This window comes from Pseudomonas sp. TWP3-2, assembly GCF_049897765.1.
Lineage (GTDB): Bacteria > Pseudomonadota > Gammaproteobacteria > Pseudomonadales > Pseudomonadaceae > Aquipseudomonas.
The window spans coordinates 40,046-58,083 of the sequence record NZ_JAFCWW010000027.1; the positions used below are offsets into that span (position 1 = coordinate 40,046).

The 18,038-nt window shown below is 61.1% G+C and carries 15 protein-coding genes; 13 read left to right on the plus strand and 2 right to left on the minus strand.

From position 1 onward, the window contains the following. Positions 1-14 precede the first annotated feature (14 nt). The 11 genes from ACP7EE_RS25580 (at position 15) to ACP7EE_RS25630 (ending at position 13,041) form a co-directional block, all read left to right on the plus strand. Entirely contained in the window at positions 15-1,607 is a 1,593-nt protein-coding gene (locus ACP7EE_RS25580; protein ID WP_426206856.1) for a GumC family protein, read from the plus strand. Positions 1,608-1,609: 2 nt separating this feature from the next. Continuing rightward, positions 1,610-2,695, plus strand: a complete 1,086-nt coding sequence (locus tag ACP7EE_RS25585; protein WP_426206855.1) for a glycosyltransferase — start codon at positions 1,610-1,612, stop codon at positions 2,693-2,695. Then, a complete protein-coding gene (locus ACP7EE_RS25590; protein ID WP_426206854.1) occupies positions 2,692-4,059 on the plus strand; it encodes an O-antigen ligase family protein in 1,368 nt (455 codons plus the stop codon). Before ACP7EE_RS25585 ends, ACP7EE_RS25590 begins: the two co-directional genes overlap by 4 nt. Continuing rightward, positions 4,056-5,024: a glycosyltransferase gene (locus tag ACP7EE_RS25595; RefSeq protein WP_426237677.1), complete on the plus strand. Its 969-nt coding sequence runs from the start codon at positions 4,056-4,058 to the stop codon at positions 5,022-5,024. Before ACP7EE_RS25590 ends, ACP7EE_RS25595 begins: the two co-directional genes overlap by 4 nt. Next, positions 5,017-6,153 carry a glycosyltransferase family 2 protein gene (locus ACP7EE_RS25600; protein ID WP_426237679.1) on the plus strand — a complete coding sequence of 379 codons (1,137 nt, stop codon included), beginning with the start codon at positions 5,017-5,019 and terminating at the stop codon, positions 6,151-6,153. Before ACP7EE_RS25595 ends, ACP7EE_RS25600 begins: the two co-directional genes overlap by 8 nt. 13 nt (positions 6,154-6,166) lie before the next feature. Then, entirely contained in the window at positions 6,167-7,168 is a 1,002-nt protein-coding gene (locus tag ACP7EE_RS25605; protein ID WP_420649546.1) for a polysaccharide deacetylase family protein, read from the plus strand. Then, entirely contained in the window at positions 7,165-8,472 is a 1,308-nt protein-coding gene (locus ACP7EE_RS25610) for a lipopolysaccharide biosynthesis protein (protein WP_426237682.1), read from the plus strand. The genes ACP7EE_RS25605 and ACP7EE_RS25610 overlap by 4 nt, the downstream gene beginning before the upstream one ends. Next, positions 8,469-10,388, plus strand: a complete 1,920-nt coding sequence (locus tag ACP7EE_RS25615) for a hypothetical protein (RefSeq protein ID WP_426237684.1) — start codon at positions 8,469-8,471, stop codon at positions 10,386-10,388. The genes ACP7EE_RS25610 and ACP7EE_RS25615 overlap by 4 nt, the downstream gene beginning before the upstream one ends. Before the next feature lie 67 nt (positions 10,389-10,455). Continuing rightward, a complete protein-coding gene (locus ACP7EE_RS25620; RefSeq protein WP_426237686.1) occupies positions 10,456-11,145 on the plus strand; it encodes an N-acetyltransferase in 690 nt (229 codons plus the stop codon). 4 nt (positions 11,146-11,149) lie between these two features. Beyond that, positions 11,150-12,352 carry a GNAT family N-acetyltransferase gene (locus tag ACP7EE_RS25625; RefSeq protein ID WP_426237688.1) on the plus strand — a complete coding sequence of 401 codons (1,203 nt, stop codon included), beginning with the start codon at positions 11,150-11,152 and terminating at the stop codon, positions 12,350-12,352. Then, positions 12,349-13,041 carry an N-acetyltransferase gene (locus ACP7EE_RS25630; protein ID WP_426237690.1) on the plus strand — a complete coding sequence of 231 codons (693 nt, stop codon included), beginning with the start codon at positions 12,349-12,351 and terminating at the stop codon, positions 13,039-13,041. The genes ACP7EE_RS25625 and ACP7EE_RS25630 overlap by 4 nt, the downstream gene beginning before the upstream one ends. A gap of 158 nt (positions 13,042-13,199) precedes the next feature. Here the strand turns inward: ACP7EE_RS25630 and ACP7EE_RS25635 are convergent, their stop codons facing one another. Then, complete coding sequence (locus ACP7EE_RS25635) at positions 13,200-14,006, minus strand: class I SAM-dependent methyltransferase (protein ID WP_426237692.1); 807 nt, start codon at positions 14,004-14,006, stop codon at positions 13,200-13,202. A gap of 99 nt (positions 14,007-14,105) precedes the next feature. After that, positions 14,106-15,011 carry a LysR family transcriptional regulator gene (locus ACP7EE_RS25640; RefSeq protein ID WP_426237694.1) on the minus strand — a complete coding sequence of 302 codons (906 nt, stop codon included), beginning with the start codon at positions 15,009-15,011 and terminating at the stop codon, positions 14,106-14,108. A gap of 121 nt (positions 15,012-15,132) precedes the next feature. Between ACP7EE_RS25640 and ACP7EE_RS25645 the strand changes: the two genes are divergently transcribed. Then, positions 15,133-16,149, plus strand: a complete 1,017-nt coding sequence (locus tag ACP7EE_RS25645; protein WP_426237696.1) for an alpha/beta hydrolase — start codon at positions 15,133-15,135, stop codon at positions 16,147-16,149. Between the two features lie 180 nt (positions 16,150-16,329). Beyond that, positions 16,330-17,757, plus strand: coding sequence for a mechanosensitive ion channel domain-containing protein (locus tag ACP7EE_RS25650; RefSeq protein ID WP_426237698.1), 1,428 nt, complete (start codon positions 16,330-16,332; stop codon positions 17,755-17,757). The last annotated feature ends 281 nt before the right edge of the window (positions 17,758-18,038 follow it).

Genomic DNA, 18,038 nt, shown 5'->3' on the forward strand with positions numbered 1-18,038 from the left:
CTCAGGTGACAACCATGAATCCGAAGGAAAACTACCTGCATGAGTTCTTCAGGATCTTCTTCGCCAACAAGCAACTGGTGAAGCGTGTCTTCCTGATCTTTGCAGTGATCGCGCTGGTGCTGCCGCTGTTGCTCAAACAGAGCTTCGATATCACCGCGCAGGTGATCGTGCAGTCGAAAAAACTTTCTCAGGGCGATGCGACCACCTCGCTGACCCAGGACAACGCCACGTTCATCCCGCCGTCACTGGCGGACATGGAAACCGAAAGCAACATCCTGCGTTCGCCGGCGCTGATTCGTCAGACCATCAGCGACCTGCGCGACAGAGGCGAATACACGCCGGCGCCGGGCATGTTCAGCAAACTGCTTGGCGAACCGTTCAAACGCTATGTCAGCTCGCCGCTGCGCGAATACGTGGTCAACCCGCTACGCAGCACGCTGGGCATGGAAACCGATCCGGTGCGTGACACGGTGCTCGACGGCCTGACCCAAGAAGCCATCGACAATCTGAAGATCGAAACCCTGCCGGGTTCCAACGTGATCTCGATTGTCTACAGCTTCCCTGACCCGGCCCAAGGCACGACGTTTGTCGCAGCCCTGCTGCAAAACTATCTGGTCAGCCGTCAGGCGCTGCAATCGATCGAGCTGCCGCACTCGTTCTACGAAACCAAGAAGCATCAGTACCAGGTGCGCCTCGACGGCCTGGAAGGCGCTCGGCTGAGCTTGCTGGAAGGCGTCGGTTCGGCTGACCCGAAAGAGGAAATTACCTTCCGCCTCAACGCGATCAATACCGAGGAGCAGGCACTCAATCTGTCCCGCGACCGCTTGCTGCAAAGCCAGCGCTGGCTCGAGTACCTGAAAACCAGCCTCGCCGCTGCCAACAGCAACAAACTCAATGACTACACCTTCCCCTTCACCTTCACCACCACCGTGGACAACATCGCGTTCGAGGATCGCGAGATCAGGCAGATGGGCGAGCAATTGACCACGCTGGTCAGCCGCTACATGAATGATCTGGCAGTGTTCCAGCCCGGCAGTGAACCAATGTTGCTGACCCGCGAGCAAATCGCCCGCGCTCGCCAGCAATTCCTCAAAGTGGTCAACAACCGGATTCAGGAACGCGCTGTCGATCTGTCGGTGATCAGCCAGGTGATCGAGCAAAAAACCGCGCGCATTGCCGAGTTCAAGGAGCGCATTCATCAACTGCAGCAAACCCAGAGCAAACTGCGGCAGATGGACACCGAGATCGGCGCCCTGCACGCCGCATTCTCGACCTACGCGCAACGCTTTGCCGAAAGCAGCACCACGCGCTCCCTGGACAATGACCTGTCCAACGCCCGGGTGTTGAGTCCGCCGTTCGAACCGACCGAAGCGGCGTTCCCGAAACCCATGTTGATCATTCCGTTCGGCATGTTGACCGGCCTGCTGCTGGCGATCGCGTTCGTCTACGTGCGCGAGTTCTTCGATCATCGCTTCAAACATCCGGCACAAATCAGTCACGAACTCGACCTGCCGGTGCTGTTGGTGATCAACGAGCAACAGGCCCTGCCAGGCAATCCGCACAAGAGCTGGACGGTGCCAAGCTTCGTGCACTGGGTGCGCAATTGAGCATGTCGCCCACCCCGGGGACCGCCCTGCCGATCATTCATTTGCTCAGCAGCGGCGGCTTCTATGGGGCCGAGCGCATGTTGCTGGATCATTGCCTGGCGACGCCGGGGCAGCATCAAGTGCTGTTTCTCGATGCGCCGCCAGAATTGATCGCGCGCTTTCGCGAGGCTGGGGTCGATGCGCAAGGTTGCGCCGGATTAAGCATGTTGTTGGGGCAATTGCGTCAGCGGCGTGGCGAAAAACCTTTGATCAATACGCACAATTTCAAAGGGCTGTTGTTCGGGTGGGTAGGCGCGACGTTGTGGCGCCTGCCACTGGTGATCACTCAGCACGGTTTCACCCCGCGCAGCCGCAAGCAGAAGTTCTACACCTGGCTGAGCCTGCAACTGTGCCGCACCGCCTCGGTGGATCGAGTGGTGTGCGTGGCCGAGAGCATTGCCGCGATTCACCGTCAGGCCAGCGTACGCGCCGACAAGCTGCAAGTGATTCCCAACGGCTTGCCGGCCGGCGCGCGGATGACCCCGGATGTTGATCGGCAACGCTACGTCGCCGGTTACGTTGGCCGTTTGAGCAGCGAGAAAGGCCCGGACCTGTTCCTCGACGCGCTGATCCCGCTGTGTCTGCAACACGCGCAACTCGACGCAGTGATGCTCGGCGACGGCCCGGAACGCGAGACCTTGCAGGCACGGATCAACGCCGCAGGACTGCAACAGCGTATTCGTTTGCCCGGTTATCAGACCGACATGCGCCGCTGGTGGCAGCGCCTCGATGCGCTGGTGATCAGCTCGCGCACCGAGGGCACGCCAATGATTCTGCTCGAAGCGATGCAGGCCGGTGTGCCGGTGGTGGCCTTCGCGGTGGGCGGGATTCCCGACGTACTGGAAAACCGGCACAGCGGCTTGCTCGCCGCACCCGCTGACAGCGTTGCCCTCGCCCGCCAGCTCGACACCTTGCTGAGCGAGTCGGGCCTGGCGCGGCAACTGACCGACAACGCCAAACGCACGCAACAGGATCGCTACGACCTCAAGGCCCTGGCTGAACGCTGGTCGCAGCTGTACATCCGCACGGCACGGGAGGCACGCGCATGATTTTCCCGCTCTCGATCGTCAGTCTGCTCGCAGTGGTCTGCATGGCGCTGCTGGTCAGTCCTTATCCCTATCTGGCGCCGGGTGCGGTGCTCGGTCTGGTCGGTGTCGCGGTGCTGTACCGCAAGCCGAGCTGGGGCCTGCTGGGCATTGCCGCGCTGGTGCCGTTCGAGGGCTTTTTCAAGGACAGCGCGTTTTCCGGCAGCAAATTCCTCGGTGCGTCGCTGGCGCTGATCCTGATGTTGCAACTGGCGCTGCACCAGATCCCGTCGGAACGCCTGCGCAGCAATATCTGGCGTTACCTGTTCGGGTTCATGGCGCTGTATTTGCTGAGCATGCTGACCACCGACAACATGGGCATGTCGATCACTCACCTGCGTGAGCTCAGCGTCGGCCTGATTCTGTTCGGGATCACCCTGCTGATCGGCCGCGAATTGAACCTCGACCTGTTCGCACGACTCGTGACCTTAAGCGTCAGCGCGACCTGCGCCATGGCGATGTTTTCCAGCAAATTCCAGGACAAGGGTCGCGCCGCCGGCCTGCTTGAAGACCCGAATGCCTTCGCCCTGCTGATCGCCTTCGCCGTGCCGCTGGGCCTGCTGCTGGTGATCCGCAGCCCGAACCTGCTGCATCGCTTGTTCTGGGGCGCCTGCTGCCTGTTGTTGCTGGGCGGCATGACCAAAACCGAATCGCGCTCCGGGCTGGTGGTACTGGCCTTGAGTCTGGCCATCGGCGCCTGGCACTACCGCTCTCAGCTGTCGCACATCCGCCCACGGCATCTGGGTTTTGCCATGTTGGGCGCAGCCATCGTGCTTCCACTGGCGATCTACGCGATGCCGGCCGGTTACCTGGCACGCATCCAGTCGCTGAGTATCTTGAGCGCCGGGGCCAAGGCGCAGGACGAATCCCTTGGCCGCCGCGCTTCGTACATCGTGGTGGGCAGCCAGATCATCCGTGACAATCCGCTGCTCGGCTCCGGCCCCGGCACCTTCCCGCTGCACTACGCGACCACCGGTTACGCCAAGGCGTTTTCCGCCAACCGCAAGATCGGCGACCTGTACCGTCGCGCGCACAACACCTATCTGGAAATCTTCAGCGAATTGGGGATTCCCGCCGGTTTGCTGTTTGTCGGCATGCTCCTCCAGGGGTTCTACAACCTGATACGCGCACGCCGCGCATGGCTGGAGCGCCGAGAGTGGCAGCAAGCAGACTTGATCACTCACCTGGGGATGAGTTTTGTGGCGCTGACATTGTTCCTGATGTTCCTCAGCGCGCCGAATCTGAAGTACCTGTGGATCATGCTCGCGCTGACCTGTGTCCTGCGTCTGAAGGCCGAACAAGCGCCGCAGACGGAGGCCAGGGCATGAGCCGGATCAGCATCGTCATCCCGATGTACAACGAGGCCCGGCACATTGGTCGCACTCTGCTGGCCGCACAGAAAGCCGCGAATGCCGCGAATATCCACTGCGAGTTGATCGTGGTCGATAACGGCTCCGACGATGAAGGGCCACAGATTGCGCGCAGCTTCGGCGCGCAAGTGCTGGTCATGCCCGGCCTGCTGATCGGCGCGTTGCGCAACCGTGGCGCAAGCGTTGCCAGCGGTGAATGGCTGGCGTTCATCGACGCCGACATCGAGATGCCCGAGGACTGGCTGACCCAACTGCTCGACCTCGAAGCCCAGGCTCAGGGCGACGTATTCGGCCTCGACCTGCACACCCCCGCCGCCGCGCCGTGGTTCGCAACGGCCTGGCAACGGCGCATGCTGCGGCCGTCAAATCAAGCCACTCGTAGCGTGGACTGGTTGCCCAGCGCCAATCTGCTGCTGCGCAAACGCTGGTTCGACGACGTCGGCGGTTTCAACGAAACCCTGCGCACCGGTGAGGACAAGGAATACACCCTGCGCCTGAGCAAACACGGGGCGCGACTGTTGTCGGTCAACAAAAGCGTGGCCCTGCATTGGGGCTACGAGATGAACTGGCGCGAATGGATGGGCAAGGAACTCTGGCGCCAAGGCAGTCACCTGCAGTTGCTGCGCACCCATGGTGTGAGCCTGCGACTGCTGCGTTTTCCGCTGCTGTCGCTGCTGGTCTGGGTGCTGGATTTTCTGGCGATTGTTGCCCTGCTGGTCGGCCAGGTGCAGCACGCGATGATCATGCTGATGCTGACCCTGCTGCCAAGTCTTGTGCTCAGCGTGCGGCAGAGCAGCAAGCATCACAACCTTCGCCTGACCTTGCAGCTGTGGGGCCTGCACTGGTTGCGCCTGCACCTGGCCAGCGCGGCTTTCATTCTAAGTGTGTGTCATTGGAACGCCAGGAGGCCTGCCCGTGGCTGAGTTCATTTACTGGATGTGCCTGTTGCTGCCGGTGTACGCCTACCTCGGCTATCCGCTGCTGCTGAGCGTGCTCGCCCCCCTGTTCCCGGCGTGGCGCCACACTCCGGCGCCGCCGCTGAACGTCAGCATCGTGATCGCCGCGCACAACGAAGCGCGGCATATCGAGCACAAATTGCGCACGCTGCTGGCGCAGGATTATCAGCCAGCATCGCTGCAAATCATTCTGGCCAGCGACGGTTCCACCGATGACACCGTGGCTTGCGCGCACAAGATTGTGGACTCGCGCATAACCGTGCTCGACCTGCCGCGCCAGGGCAAAGCCGCCACCCTGAATGCCGGCGTGGCGTTCAGCACCGGGGACATTCTGGTGTTCACCGATGCCGACAACCAATGGTCACGCGACACCCTCGGCCACTTGCTCGCGCCGTTGAATGACCCGCAGGTCGGCGCCTGCGCCGGGCACATGGTGATCCCGGTCACCGGTGGCGGTTTGAGCGTCGGCGACAGTCTGTATCGGCATTACGAAGGCTGGTTGCGCCGGGTGGAAAACCGCACCGGTTGCATGGTCTCGGCCGACGGTGCCCTGCTGGCCCTGCGCCGTGAGCTGTTTGAAAACGTCCCGGCCGAGGTCAACGACGATTTCTTCATCAGCACCTGCGCGCCGATCAAATTCAAACGCATCGTGTATGTGCCCGAAGCCCAGGTGATCGACCAAGGCGTCGATGAAGCGGACAAACAATTTCGCCGTCGTCAGCGGGTCACCGTCGGCGGTTTGCAAAGCCTGGCGCAACGCAGCGAACTGCTCAATCCGCTCAAACACGGGCTGTATTCGCTGGCCCTGATCAGCCACAAGTTGATCCGTCGACTGGCACCGGTGCTGTTGGTGCCGCTGCTGCTGAGCAATTTCTGGCTGTGGAACGAGCACGGTTTCTATCGCCTGAGCCTGATCGCGCAACTGTTCGGCTATGCCATCGCGGTTGCCGGGCTGCTGGATTCGCAACACCGCTTACCGAAACCGTTTCGCCTCGCGGCATTCCTGCTGGTGACGTTGGCGGGCATGAGCATCGGCCTGTGGCAGTTTCTGCGCGGCCAGCGTTACGCCCAGTGGAATCCTGAACAAAACCGTTGAGAGGACGCATGCCATGGCGATCAAACAGCTGATAAAACGCACCAGCGGCTGGCTCTATCTCAACTCGTCCGTGGGACGTAATCAGCTGCACGGCGCAGGCGTGATTCTGATGCTGCACCGGGTGCTGGCCACCGACCGCGCCGCCGACCTGCCGCACCGTAATGAATTGTGTGTCGGCCCGAAAGCCTTCGAACATCTGTTGGTGTGGCTGCGCAAGCATTTCGATTGCGTGCCGCTGATGGAAATTCTCCAGCCCAACGCGCTGCGCACCGAGCGCCCGCAAGTGGCGCTGACCTTCGATGACGGCTGGCGCGACAACGCGGTCAACGCCTTCCCGCTGCTGCAAAAACATCAGGTCCCGGCGAGCATTTTCCTGTCCACCGACTTCATCGGCAGCCGCCAGCGGTTCTGGTGGGAAAGCCTCGGTGAAACCCTGTGGAACAGCCACGGCGAAAAAGCCCGGATGCATCTGATCGAATGTCTGCGGTCCATCGGTCGACCGCTGCCGGTGCTGGTGGATGACATCGATGTGCAGCGGCGCAGCCTGGCGCTTTTGCATTACTTGCAAGGACTCAAGGAACTCGATTCAAAAATCCTCGAACGGCTGACCGATGAATGCCCGCAAGAGTCATTGCCCCAAGCACTCGACTGGCATCAGGTGCGGGCACTGGAAGCCTCCGGGCTGGTACGTTTCGGCCCACACGGTGCCAGCCACGCGATTCTCACCGGCCTTGACGATACGCGGCTCAACCAGGAAATCAGCCGCAGCCGCGAGGCCTTGCACAATGGCTGCAACCGGCCGTTGCCGGTGTATTGCTACCCCAACGGCGACAGCGATGAGCGGGTCCGCGAGCAGGTCGCCAATCACGATTACCCATTTGCCCTCGGCACCGCCACCGGCCTCTATCGCGGCGCCGGCGATCCGTTGGATCTGCCGCGCTTCGGCGTCAGTCAGCGCACCGCGCGCAATCCCGAGCTACTGTCGCTGCGCATCTTTCGCGGGGCGCGACCATGAGTCGAGGCAACTATCTCAAGCATCTGGCGCTGAGCATGGGCACCAAACTGGCGATGATCGCCCTGCGCCTGCTGAGGAATGTGCTGCTGGCGCGGATTCTCGGCCCCAGCGAACGCGGGTTGTTCGCGCTGCTCAGCACCTTGCCGGATCTGATCAGCGCGGCCACCAGTGGCGGCTTGAATTCGGCGGTCGGTTATCAGGCGGCCCAACAACGGCCGATGGGTTTGCTGCTGGCACAGGTGCTGGTGTTCGGTTGCTTGCTGGCGGGATTGTTGACCCTGCTGGTGGTCGCACTGGCGCGCGAGTTCGGCAGTGAACTCGATGTGACGGTGCAACTCGGCCTGCTCGCGTGGCTATTGCTGTTGGCTGTACCGTTGACGGTTTTGAAAAGCGGTCTGCTGACGCTGCACAACGCGTCCGGTGGCGTAGTTGCGTTCAACGTCTTGCGGCTGATCGAATCGCTGGCACCGTTGCTGCTGTTTCTCGCGCTGTTCTGGATGTGGAAAGAAGCGGCGCTGGAAGCCGCGCTGATCAGTTGGCTGGCCGGCATCAGTCTGGTGGTGCTGGTTGGCTGGATGTGGCTCAAACGCGCGCAGCCGTTGCAACTGCAATGGGATCGCGCCAGTCAGAAAGAATTGCTGCGCTTCAGTGCGCGCAGCCATCCGGATCTGCTGTTTCAGCAAGTGATCCTGCGCTCGGATTATCTGTTCATCGGCGCGCTGCTCGGCAGCACCGCCCTCGGTCATTACGCGATGGCCAGCGCCGCTGCCGAACTGCTGCTGATCGTCCCGGAAGCAGTGACCACGCCGCTGATGAAACGCTTGCTGCAACAGGACAAAGGCATGGATAAGGTCACGCCGCTCGCGCTGCGCCTGACAGCCACGGTGATGCTCGGCGCCTGCATCTGCATGGCGGTGATCGGTGAATGGCTGATCGTCACGCTGTTCGGCGTCGCCTACCAACCCGCTTATCCGGCGCTGCTCGCATTGCTGCCGGGGCTGTTGGGCCTGTGCTACGCGAGCATTCTGCGACTGGATCTGATCGGCAAGAATCGTCCCGGCACGGTGTCGTTGCTGATGGGCCTTGGTGCCCTGCTCAATCTCGCGTTGAACCTGCTACTGATCCCGACTTACGGGATTGTCGGCGCAGCAGCGGCTTCGTCGATTGCTTATCTGGCGGTGACCGTCGCCATGCTGGTGCTCTATTGCAGATTGAGCGGCGTGGCGTTCTGGCAAACCCTGATCATTCTGCCCAGCGATATCAGCCCGATGCTGTCGATGCTGCAACGCAGGAAAGCAGCATGAATCGCCTGGTCCTGCTGCTCGGTCTCGGCCTGGCGCTGGACGCCTTTGCGGCGTCGATGCAGTGGGGCGACATTCGCGACGGCAGCCTGTTTCTGCAAGCCGATCGCCCGGACACGGTGACCGTGCGCTGGGTGCCGGCGTGGCAGGCCGAAGCCAACGAAGAGCATCTGTATCTGCTCGACGGTAAGGGCAATTTGCAGGGCGAACGGTTGATCAAGGCCAGCGAAACCCGGGGCAGCCAGAGCTGGCCGCTGGCGCCCGGCGCAGCGAGTTATCAGTTGGAGATTCCCGGCTACAGTTTTCGCAGCTACCGCGTTGAACACGACGAAACTACCGCTGCGCTGTTCGCCCCGGCCAAGGTGCATTTCAGCGCCGAAACCCGTGCCGGCGCCGAACTGTATTTCAGCATTGCGCCGGGCGAGCATGCGGTGCTGGCCGGCAAATTTCACGGCGGCGTGAGCGCCCTGCAAGCGCAGCGGGTGGGTGACGGGGAGCAAGTGTCATTGGCTTTGAAAGCCTATCGTGCCTACTGGCAGTTCGATCAAGTCGCGTTGCCCGTCAGCGCACAACCGCAAGTCTGGCGCCTGCGCTTGAAAGGCAGCGGCAAAGCAGCGTTCTGGCTCGACGGCACGGCGAATCTTTTTGCGCAGAATCCGCAACAGCTCAAACCTTTGCAGGCAGAACCGGGGCAGACGCGTCTGACCCTGCACGACAAAGTCCTCGGCCGCACGCCGGATCTGGGAATCGCACTGCCTTACCTCGTGCCGCCGCCGGACAGTCATGCCGCACTTGATGCCTTGAAACCTGGCGCAGCGAGTTACTACAGCTTCGTTGACGTCATGGCGAAGGACCCACACTTCGAAGACGCTTTTCGTCAGCTCTATCAGAATCGCTTCGGCATTCACCAAGACATCACCCTGCTCGCTGGCACCCAGCGTAAGGCCGATCTGCGCGCTGACGTGCAAAGCAACAGCGGCCTCGACGACTGGCTCGCCGGCACCCGCGCTTTGGGCGGTAAAGGCACGCATTACATCGGGTTCGCCGACGAGCCGAATCTCAACTATTCCAGCTACGAGCAATATCAGTCGATTTTCAACAGCATGGCGCGCCAGGTTCGCAGCGACCCGGCCAATGCCAAGGCTGGCGTGCGTATCGCGATGCCCGCCAGTTCGCGGCTGGTCAACGGGCCGTTCACCGAGAACGCGGCGGACAAACGCGGCATTGATTGGGCGCGGCGTCTTCTCAGTGAATCCGCCGATCAGGTCGATGCCTTGGCCTGGCACGAATGGATGATTCGCGATTTGCTGGCGACCCGTGTCTATCGCGACAGCGTGCGCCGCGCCGCTGATCTGGTGGGGCTGGACGCCAACGGTCAGCCGCGCAAAGCCTTGTTGCTGGACCAGACCAACCTGTCCAGTGGCTCGGCCCTGAGCCCCTACGATCAGGAAACCCATTACACCTCGCTGTGGTGGACGTCGGTGGTGATCAACGCCTCCCAGGACGGCCTGCTGAGCATGCTCAACTGGTTTCAGGCGGCCGATGAACCGCCTTACGGCAAAGGCATGGTCCGCGTGCTGGACAACGGGCGCGTCGAACTGAAACCAGTGGGCCTGGCTCAGCAGTTCATCCAGCAACACTGGCTCAAACGCGTGTTGCAACTGGACAACGACGCCTTTGAAGTCGATGTGCTGGCCATGGCCAACGAAAAGCAGCGCAGTCTGCTGGGTGTGAACAAAGGCACGCGGTTGCAGCGTGTCGATCTGAAAGGCGCCGGCTGCCCGTTGAACAACGCTGCGCTGCACTACTTCGGCGCCGACAGTCGCAGCCGTGAAGCTCCGTTTGTCTGTGAAAACGGGCGCGTGCGTTTCGAATTGCCGGGGCAGACCCTGTTTGCCCTGAACTGGAGCGCTTCGTGAACCGCCCTTTGATGTTCTGCCCCGCGAGCCTCTTGCTGCGCGCGGCACCCTCATCAGGAAAAAAACCATGAATGTATTGCAAAAACTCAGCGGACATATCCGTCGTAAAGGCCTGCGAGCGACCTTGAGCAAGATCCGCAGAATGTACATTTTTGCCCATCAGGAACTGTTGTGGATGGAGCGCGATCTGGTCAGTCCCGTGCCGCCACACAGCCTCAAACCCTACCCACCGCTGCGCGTAATGAACATCACCGCAGACAACGCCAGCGCCTTCACCCGTTACTTTGGTGACCGTGTCGGCGTCATGGCCGAGCTGGCCAATGAAGGTCACACCGGGCATATGCATGTCGACGAGCAAGGCGATGCCGTGGCGTTTATCTGGGGCTCGGTGCGCGATTATCTTGATCGGCATCACTATGGTTGCCGGTTCCCGGTGAAACCCGGCGAGTTCTTCGAATTCGGTGGCGAAATGACCCGCGCCTACTGGGGTAGCGAATTGTCAGTCGATGTGCAACTGCGCTTGTGGAAAGACATGGCCATGAAAGGCTGCCGCAAAGTGGTCGATGTCTGTGAGTCGACAAACATCCCGGCCCTCAAGCTGCACCTGCGCATGGGCTATACCGAACAACAGCGGGTGATGAATATCTACACGCTGTTCGGCCGCTGGCGCTTCTACCGCGAAACCCGCTATAGCGGTTCGCGCCTGGCGGCGCTGGGTGCATCTTCCCGTCCACCTGTCAAAGCAACGGCGGCCTGAACCTATGGTGATGCGATTCGAATGGCGCGCGACCCTGTGCGCTGCCGACTTCCCGGCAACAGCCTACGAGGCACTGCGCCTGCGTGTGGCCGACCACACGCCGTTCAACCACCTTGGCTGGTTGTGCGCGGCAGAACAGACCTTGGGCGAGGACCAGCGCCTGCACATTCTGCTCGGCTGGGAAGCAGAGCAATTGCAGCTGTGCCTGCCACTGGTGACCAGCCGCGAACGCTTCGCTGGCGTGCCATTTCGCGTTTTGCATCACTTGGGTTATCCGCTGGCCGATCGTCTGGCCCTGCTGTCGTTGCTCGGCAGCGAAGACATGCACAAGGCGCTGCTGCTGATCCGTGAGCGTCTGCCCCATGCGCTGCTGCAACTCAACGAACTGTCGGAACCTGCCGGTGAAGAAAGTGCGCTCACCGAATGGATGGCGCGCAGTTCCACTGCTGAACGACGCCTGAGTTGCCGGGTGCCGGTGCATCTGATCAGCGACGCCGATCATCAGGAGGTCTCCGGCGACCCGCGCTACAAGCTGCGTCGGGCGCGCAAACGGATTGCCGCATGCGGTGCGCAGATACGCCGGATCACCCCGGATGCACTGAGCATGGGCGCCTTGCTGCAGGCCATCAGCGAAGTCGAAGCGGTGAGCTGGAAAGGCGATGAAGGCGTGGGGATTTTCGCCACGCCGCGCAGCCGCCAATGGATCGAACGCGCCTTCACCGCTCTCGCCGGCCAAGGCCTGGTACGCGTGGTGGTACTCGAACTGAACGGCCGCTGCATCAGCTATCGCCTCGGACTGCTCGAACAGGGCCGGCTCTACGATTACAACCTGGCGTTTGTGCCGCAGTACGCCGACCTCGGTAGCGGCCGGATATTGCTGGAGGAATGGATTCGCTGGGGGCTGGATGAGCACTGGCGCTGGATCGATGCGTCGCGGGTCAGCCTGGATAACTCCAGCCATCAACTTCACGAACGCATGACCGGGCAACTGGAGCACTGGCGCTGGAGCTTTTACTCGTGGCGCCCCAGCGGCTTGCTGCTGGGCCTGGGGTTACGCCTTTGGCACCGCGTCAAACCGGCCCTGCAAAAATGGCGCGCACAGCGTGCCGGCAACTCGACAGCGGCGAACACATCCGAAACTCAACCGGCAACACCATCCACAACACCATCCACAACACCTGGGCTAGCGCCTCGGAGGGCATCATGAAAGTCATCGAAAACCTGCTTCTGCGCATCAAAGAAAAAGGCCTGCGCCGCACCCTTGGCGCGCTGTGGAAACGTTACGTGTTCGCTCACCGTGAATTGCTGTGGATGGAGCGCGATCTGGTCACGCCGATCGCCCCACACAATCTGCGCCCCTGTGAAGGTTTGCGCAGAGTCGACATCACCGAGGAAAACGCCAAGGCATTCAGCAAGTACTTTGGTGACCGCGTGCAGACCATGGCCGAGTTGGCCGCGGAAGGGCATACAGGGCAAATGCACCTGGACGAGGACGGTCACACCGTCGGGTTCGTCTGGGCCAGCGCTCGCGACTATTACGACCGCCACTTCTACCGCTGCACGTTCCCGGTCAAACCCGGTGAATACTTTCAGTTCGGTGCCGAAATTACCCGACAGTATTTCGGCAGTAGCTTGACCGTCGATGCGCAGGTCGCACTTTGGCAAGTCATGTCTGCCCGAGGCTTCAAAAAAGTGGTGGATATCTGCGATAACGCCAACGTACAGGCCCTGAAGATGCATATGCGCCTGGGCTATCAGGAACAAGGGCGTATCACCCATGTTTACGACCTGTTCGGGCACTGGCGTTTCTTCCGCGAAACCCGTTACAGCGATTCGAGACTGGAGGCACTGCGCAAGCCGGAAAGACCAGTGGTCACGGCGGCGGCGCAGGCTTGATTCAAGGCCAGGATATGTGGCGGCCTTAGCGCCGCCATCACGTAGAAAATGTAGGAGCTGCCGAAGGCTCGGGCCGCGATCCGACGATCTTTTGATCTTTAGAGGCAAGATCAAAAGATCGCAGCCTTCGGCAGCTCCTACACAGTCCGCGTTTTTCTTCAGTTTTTGGTGGCAACCAAAGTGAAACACAAAGGCATCTGCGCTTCGCAGTTCAGGTATTGGTCGTACACTTCCTCGCGGTTCGAATGCGGGTATTCCTTGAAGTGGCTGATGTTCAGGCCCGCTTCGATGGCCGCTGTGAAGATCGCGCCGAGGGTGTGCACGAACCAGTACGATGCCGCTGACTGCTGCTCGACCTTGCCCGCATAGACGATCGGCTGTTCCTGCACGAACGGTTGTTCGCGAAAGTACGACGTCGCCAGGCGAAACGGGTCTTCAGCGTCAGGGTCGACCATCTCCAGAAACGGATGGGTTTCGTAGATCACCAAACGACCGCCCGGCTTGAGAGTCGAGGCCACATGGCGGAAAAAATCGCCAATGTCGGGCATCCAGTTGAGAACGCCGATGGTGATCAGCGCCACGTCGAAGCGGTTATGCAGCGACGTCGGCAAGTGATGAATATCGGCTTCGATGAATTCGGCAGTGTACGGTGAGCGCGCGTTGATCTCCCGCGCCTGCTCAAGGAATGCGGCCGACTGATCGACCCCCACCACCTGCCGCGCCCCCAACGCAAACAGCGAAAGACTTTCACGACCGTTGTTGCAGCCCAGTTGAATCACGTCCTTGCCGTCAACCCCGACCTGTTCCAGCAACCCGCGCAAGGTGTCGTCGAGGCAGGAGAAATCGGCCTGCGCCACATCGTTCAAGAGCGCCTGCCAGTCAGGCGACTCCTGGTGATGGCGGGCTGAATCGTTCCACGCCTGTCGATTGCTTTCGATGGCGTTTTTGTTGTTTGGCACTTCCATGGCGCACTCCGGACGATGCTCGTGATTGAGCGGCCCGAGTCTAGATCAGCCCGACCATCCAGATTGTTGCAATCTTGTAAGCCCCACCTGCGGTAGCCCCTACAGGGGGTTCGTGGTTGCGTTCTGGTTGAGGCGTTCGCGCAAAAACTCGATCAACGCCTGCACCGGGCGCGAGGCCTGGCGGTGTTGTGGATAGACCGCCGAAAGGGTCAAGGGCTCAGGGCGCAGGTCATCCAGCACCGGCACCAGCCGCCCATCCTTCAGCGCTGCGCCCACAATGAACGTCGGCAGATAGGTAATCCCCATTCCCTGCACCGCCGCGTCCCTGAGCAACTCGCCGTTGTTGACCCGCATGCGGCCAGTGACATTCACCAATACCGGCTTGCCCTGCCCCGCATCGAATCGCCATTGCACCGAACGCCCGTGGCCGTAAGGCAAGCAGTCATGGTTGTGCAGGTCCTCAGGTTTGAGCGGCGTGCCGCGTTCGGCGAGGTACGCGGGGCTGGCGCAATACACACGCTCGATGCTGGCGATGCGACGCGCGATCAACGTCGAGTCTTCCAGCACGCCGATGCGCAGCGCCAGGTCATAGCCTTCGCCGAGCAGATCCACCGGGCGGTCGCTCAAGTCGACTTCCACCGTGACTTCGCGATAACGCTGCAAGAACAGCGGCAACAGGCAGCCAAGGTGCGCCACAGCAAACGACAACGGCGCACTCAGACGAATTGTCCCGCGCGGCTCGGCAGTTTGCCCGGCGATGCCCTGCTCGACCTGTTCGACTTCGCCCAGCAAGCGCAGCGCCGATTCGTAATAGCTCTGGCCCAGTGGCGTGACGTCGAGGCGCCGGGTCGAACGGTTGAGCAAGCGCACGCCGAGGCGCTCCTCCAACTGCATCAAGCGACGGCTGACGAACTGCTTGGACAGGCCCAACTGATCAGCCGCTGCGGTGAAGCTGCCGGAGTCCATGACCTGGCAAAAAATACGCATGTCTTCGAACGGGTTCATTGTCACTCTCTGGTGGACAGTTAAACGCTTTATAGCCGCTTTTTCACACCACGGCACACTATTAATCTGTGTCCACGGTTTGAAAACACAACAACTCAACTTATCGAAAATGGAATTGAACATGAACATTAAAAAGACCCTGGCCGCTTCCCTCCTTGCCCTGTCCATCGGCAACGCCTTCGCCGCAGAACCGACCGGTGTCGAACACAACACCCAAGCCTTCCTAAACGCCCTCGCCGCTGGCGGTGGCAAACCGCTTGAACAACTCAGCCCGAAGGACGCCCGTGCAGTGCTGACCGGTGCTCAGGCATCGGTGAAGGTTGATCTGTCCGGGGTGGAAGTCAGCGACAGGGCGATCACCGTCGACGGCCAGACCATCAACCTGAAAGTGGTGCGCCCGGCCAAGGTCAAAGGCGAGTTGCCGGTGTTCATGTTCTTCCACGGTGGCGGCTGGGTGCTGGGGGATTTCCCGACTCACCAACGCCTGATTCGTGATCTGGTTGTGGGTTCTGGTGCAGTGGCGGTGTACGTCGATTACACGCCGTCGCCGGAAGCGCAGTACCCGACCGCGATCAACCAGGCTTACACCGCAACCAAATGGGTGGCCGAGCACGGCAAAGAGATCGGCGTCGACGGCCGGCGTCTGGCCGTGGCCGGCAACAGCGTCGGCGGCAACATGGCGGCAGTCGTGGCGTTGATGGCCAAGGAACAGAAAACCCCGGCGCTGCGCTTCCAACTGTTGATGTGGCCGGTGACCAACGCGCAGTTTGACGACGGTTCGTACCAGCAATTCGCCGAAGGCCATTTCCTCACCAAAGGCATGATGCAGTGGTTCTGGGACAACTACACCACCAACCCGGCCGAGCGCGCGCAGATCCATGCCTCGCCGCTGAACGCCAGCGCCGAACAGCTCAAAGGCCTGCCCGCCGCGCTGGTGCAGACCGCAGAGTTCGACGTGCTGCGTGATGAAGGCGAAGGTTACGCTCGCCACCTCGACGCGGCGGGTGTACCGGTGACTTCGGTGCGCTACAACGGGATGATTCATGACTTCGGTCTGCTGAATCCGCTGAGTCAGATTCCTGAAGTGAAAGCGGCGGTACGTCAGGCTGCAGCTGAACTCAAGACTCATCTGAACTGAGTCCCAAGGCTTTGCCACCTGTGTGTGGCAAAGCTGCTTTTTGTGGCGAGGGAGCTTGCTCCCGCTGGGTTGCGAAGCGACCCCAGAATCTACAAAACATTGGAGATTTTGTGAGTGCTGCGCACTCAAGCGGGAGCAAGCTCCCTCGCCACAGATTTCCATCCGGCTCGGAGAATCCCCATGTCCTTCTTCTACACCCACCTGCTGTCCTGGAGCGCCCTGCTGCTGGTGCTCGACACCGCACTCTGGCACCTCGCTCCGTTCAAGCATCGCGCGCCGCGGGTCGGTCTGCGGTTGGTGCTGTTTCTGGCGTTCAGTGCGCTGATCATCAATGCCGGCGTCAGCCCGTTGCAGGCTCCGTTGTTCGCAGATGACCGTGTGGCGCAACTCGGTGCGACGGCCTTGGGAATTCTCTGGTGGCTGTACGCGGCGCGCGTGCTGACTGAAGTGATTGGCCTGTTGCTGATGCGGCGCATCGGTCACAGCGGTCGCTTGCTGCAAGATGTGATCGGTGCATTGGTGTTTCTGGTGGCCATCGTCGCTGCTGCAGGTTACGTGCTCGAACTGCCGGTCAAAGGCTTGCTCGCAACCTCCGGCGTGGTCGCCATCGTCGTCGGTCTCGCGTTGCAAAGTACTTTGGCTGACGTGTTTTCCGGGATCGTGCTCAACACCACCAAGCCGTATCAGGTGGACGATTTCGTGGTGATCGACGGCGTCGAAGGCAAGGTGCTCGACATCGATTGGCGCGCCACGCATTTGCTGACCAGCGCCGGGACCATGGCCGTGGTGCCGAACTCGGTGGCGGCCAAGGCCAAGATCGTCAACCTGAGCCGCCCGAACAACATGCATGGCGTGTCGATCAGCATCAAAGTGCCGAACCACATCCGCCCGCGCCGCGTACTCGATGCCCTCGACCGCACGTTGCAAGGCAGCAGCAGTCTGTTGTTGTCGCCTGCACCCAAAGTCGTGTTGAAAGAGGCCGGCGAGGAAATGTCCGAATACGTGGCCAGCGGTTTTATCGCCGAGCTGGGCAAGAAAAGCGAAGTGCGCAATCAACTGTTTGACCTCGCCCACCGCCATCTCGAAGCCGCGGGAATTTCCCGCCATCCCGACGGCGTGATCGAACCTTCGACCCGCGCCCGTGCGTTGCTCGACGAAGTGAAAATCTTCCGTTCTTTGAGCCCTGATGAACGTGATCGCCTGGCCGAATCGATGGTCGCGCAGCAGTACAGCGCCGGCCAAGTGGTGCTCGATCTGAATGAAGTGCCGGACAGTCTGTTTGTGATTGCCACGGGCGTGGTCAGCGCAACGGTGACCGACGGCAACGGCCAGGCTGAAGCCGGGCGCATGGGCCCGAGCGAGGTGATGGGTGAGCAGAGTATTCTGGCGGATACGCCTTCACAGGCGACGTTCACTGCGCTGACGTCTTCGATCATTTATCGCCTCGATAAAGAGCTGACTCGCCAGTGCATGGGCCAGCGTGGCGAGGTTGGACGCGCGCTGAACAAGTTGCAGGCGGTGCGGCAGCAGAGCAGTCGGTTGGCATTGGTGGCTGCGCCGGTGGCGGTTAGGAAAGGTGGGTTTTTGGGGTGGCTGCAAAGGCGCTGAGGTTTATGGTTTGGAATGCTTTGTCAGCGTTGAGATCTTTACCCCCTCACCCCAGCCCTCTCCCCCAAGGGGGCGAGGGGGAAAGGGGGCTGATCTTCACGCTATTCGAGGCCTGAGCTCGACTCAGAATTTTCAGGTCGATGTAACTCGCAAATCCAACACGGTCGGCCCCCTCTCCCTCCGGGAGAGGGCTGGGGTGGGTAAATACCGGGTACATCCTTTACGTTTGAGACCGGGGACATGGTTTACAGGTATCAATCATGGTCAGGAGGTGCTGACCA

Excerpts from the sequence above, each read along its gene's own strand:
- ACP7EE_RS25580 (WP_426206856.1), top strand. The coding sequence starts at position 15 with ATGAATCCGAAGGAAAACTACCTGCATGAGTTCTTCAGGATCTTCTTC.
- ACP7EE_RS25585 (WP_426206855.1), top strand. The coding sequence starts at position 1,610 with ATGTCGCCCACCCCGGGGACCGCCCTGCCGATCATTCATTTGCTCAGC.
- ACP7EE_RS25590 (WP_426206854.1), top strand. The coding sequence starts at position 2,692 with ATGATTTTCCCGCTCTCGATCGTCAGTCTGCTCGCAGTGGTCTGCATG.
- ACP7EE_RS25595 (WP_426237677.1), top strand. The coding sequence starts at position 4,056 with ATGAGCCGGATCAGCATCGTCATCCCGATGTACAACGAGGCCCGGCAC.
- ACP7EE_RS25605 (WP_420649546.1), top strand. The coding sequence starts at position 6,167 with ATGGCGATCAAACAGCTGATAAAACGCACCAGCGGCTGGCTCTATCTC.
- ACP7EE_RS25610 (WP_426237682.1), top strand. The coding sequence starts at position 7,165 with ATGAGTCGAGGCAACTATCTCAAGCATCTGGCGCTGAGCATGGGCACC.
- ACP7EE_RS25615 (WP_426237684.1), top strand. The coding sequence starts at position 8,469 with ATGAATCGCCTGGTCCTGCTGCTCGGTCTCGGCCTGGCGCTGGACGCC.
- ACP7EE_RS25620 (WP_426237686.1), top strand. The coding sequence starts at position 10,456 with ATGAATGTATTGCAAAAACTCAGCGGACATATCCGTCGTAAAGGCCTG.
- ACP7EE_RS25625 (WP_426237688.1), top strand. The coding sequence starts at position 11,150 with ATGGTGATGCGATTCGAATGGCGCGCGACCCTGTGCGCTGCCGACTTC.
- ACP7EE_RS25630 (WP_426237690.1), top strand. The coding sequence starts at position 12,349 with ATGAAAGTCATCGAAAACCTGCTTCTGCGCATCAAAGAAAAAGGCCTG.
- ACP7EE_RS25635 (WP_426237692.1), bottom strand. The coding sequence starts at position 14,006 with ATGGAAGTGCCAAACAACAAAAACGCCATCGAAAGCAATCGACAGGCG.
- ACP7EE_RS25640 (WP_426237694.1), bottom strand. The coding sequence starts at position 15,011 with ATGAACCCGTTCGAAGACATGCGTATTTTTTGCCAGGTCATGGACTCC.
- ACP7EE_RS25645 (WP_426237696.1), top strand. The coding sequence starts at position 15,133 with ATGAACATTAAAAAGACCCTGGCCGCTTCCCTCCTTGCCCTGTCCATC.
- ACP7EE_RS25650 (WP_426237698.1), top strand. The coding sequence starts at position 16,330 with ATGTCCTTCTTCTACACCCACCTGCTGTCCTGGAGCGCCCTGCTGCTG.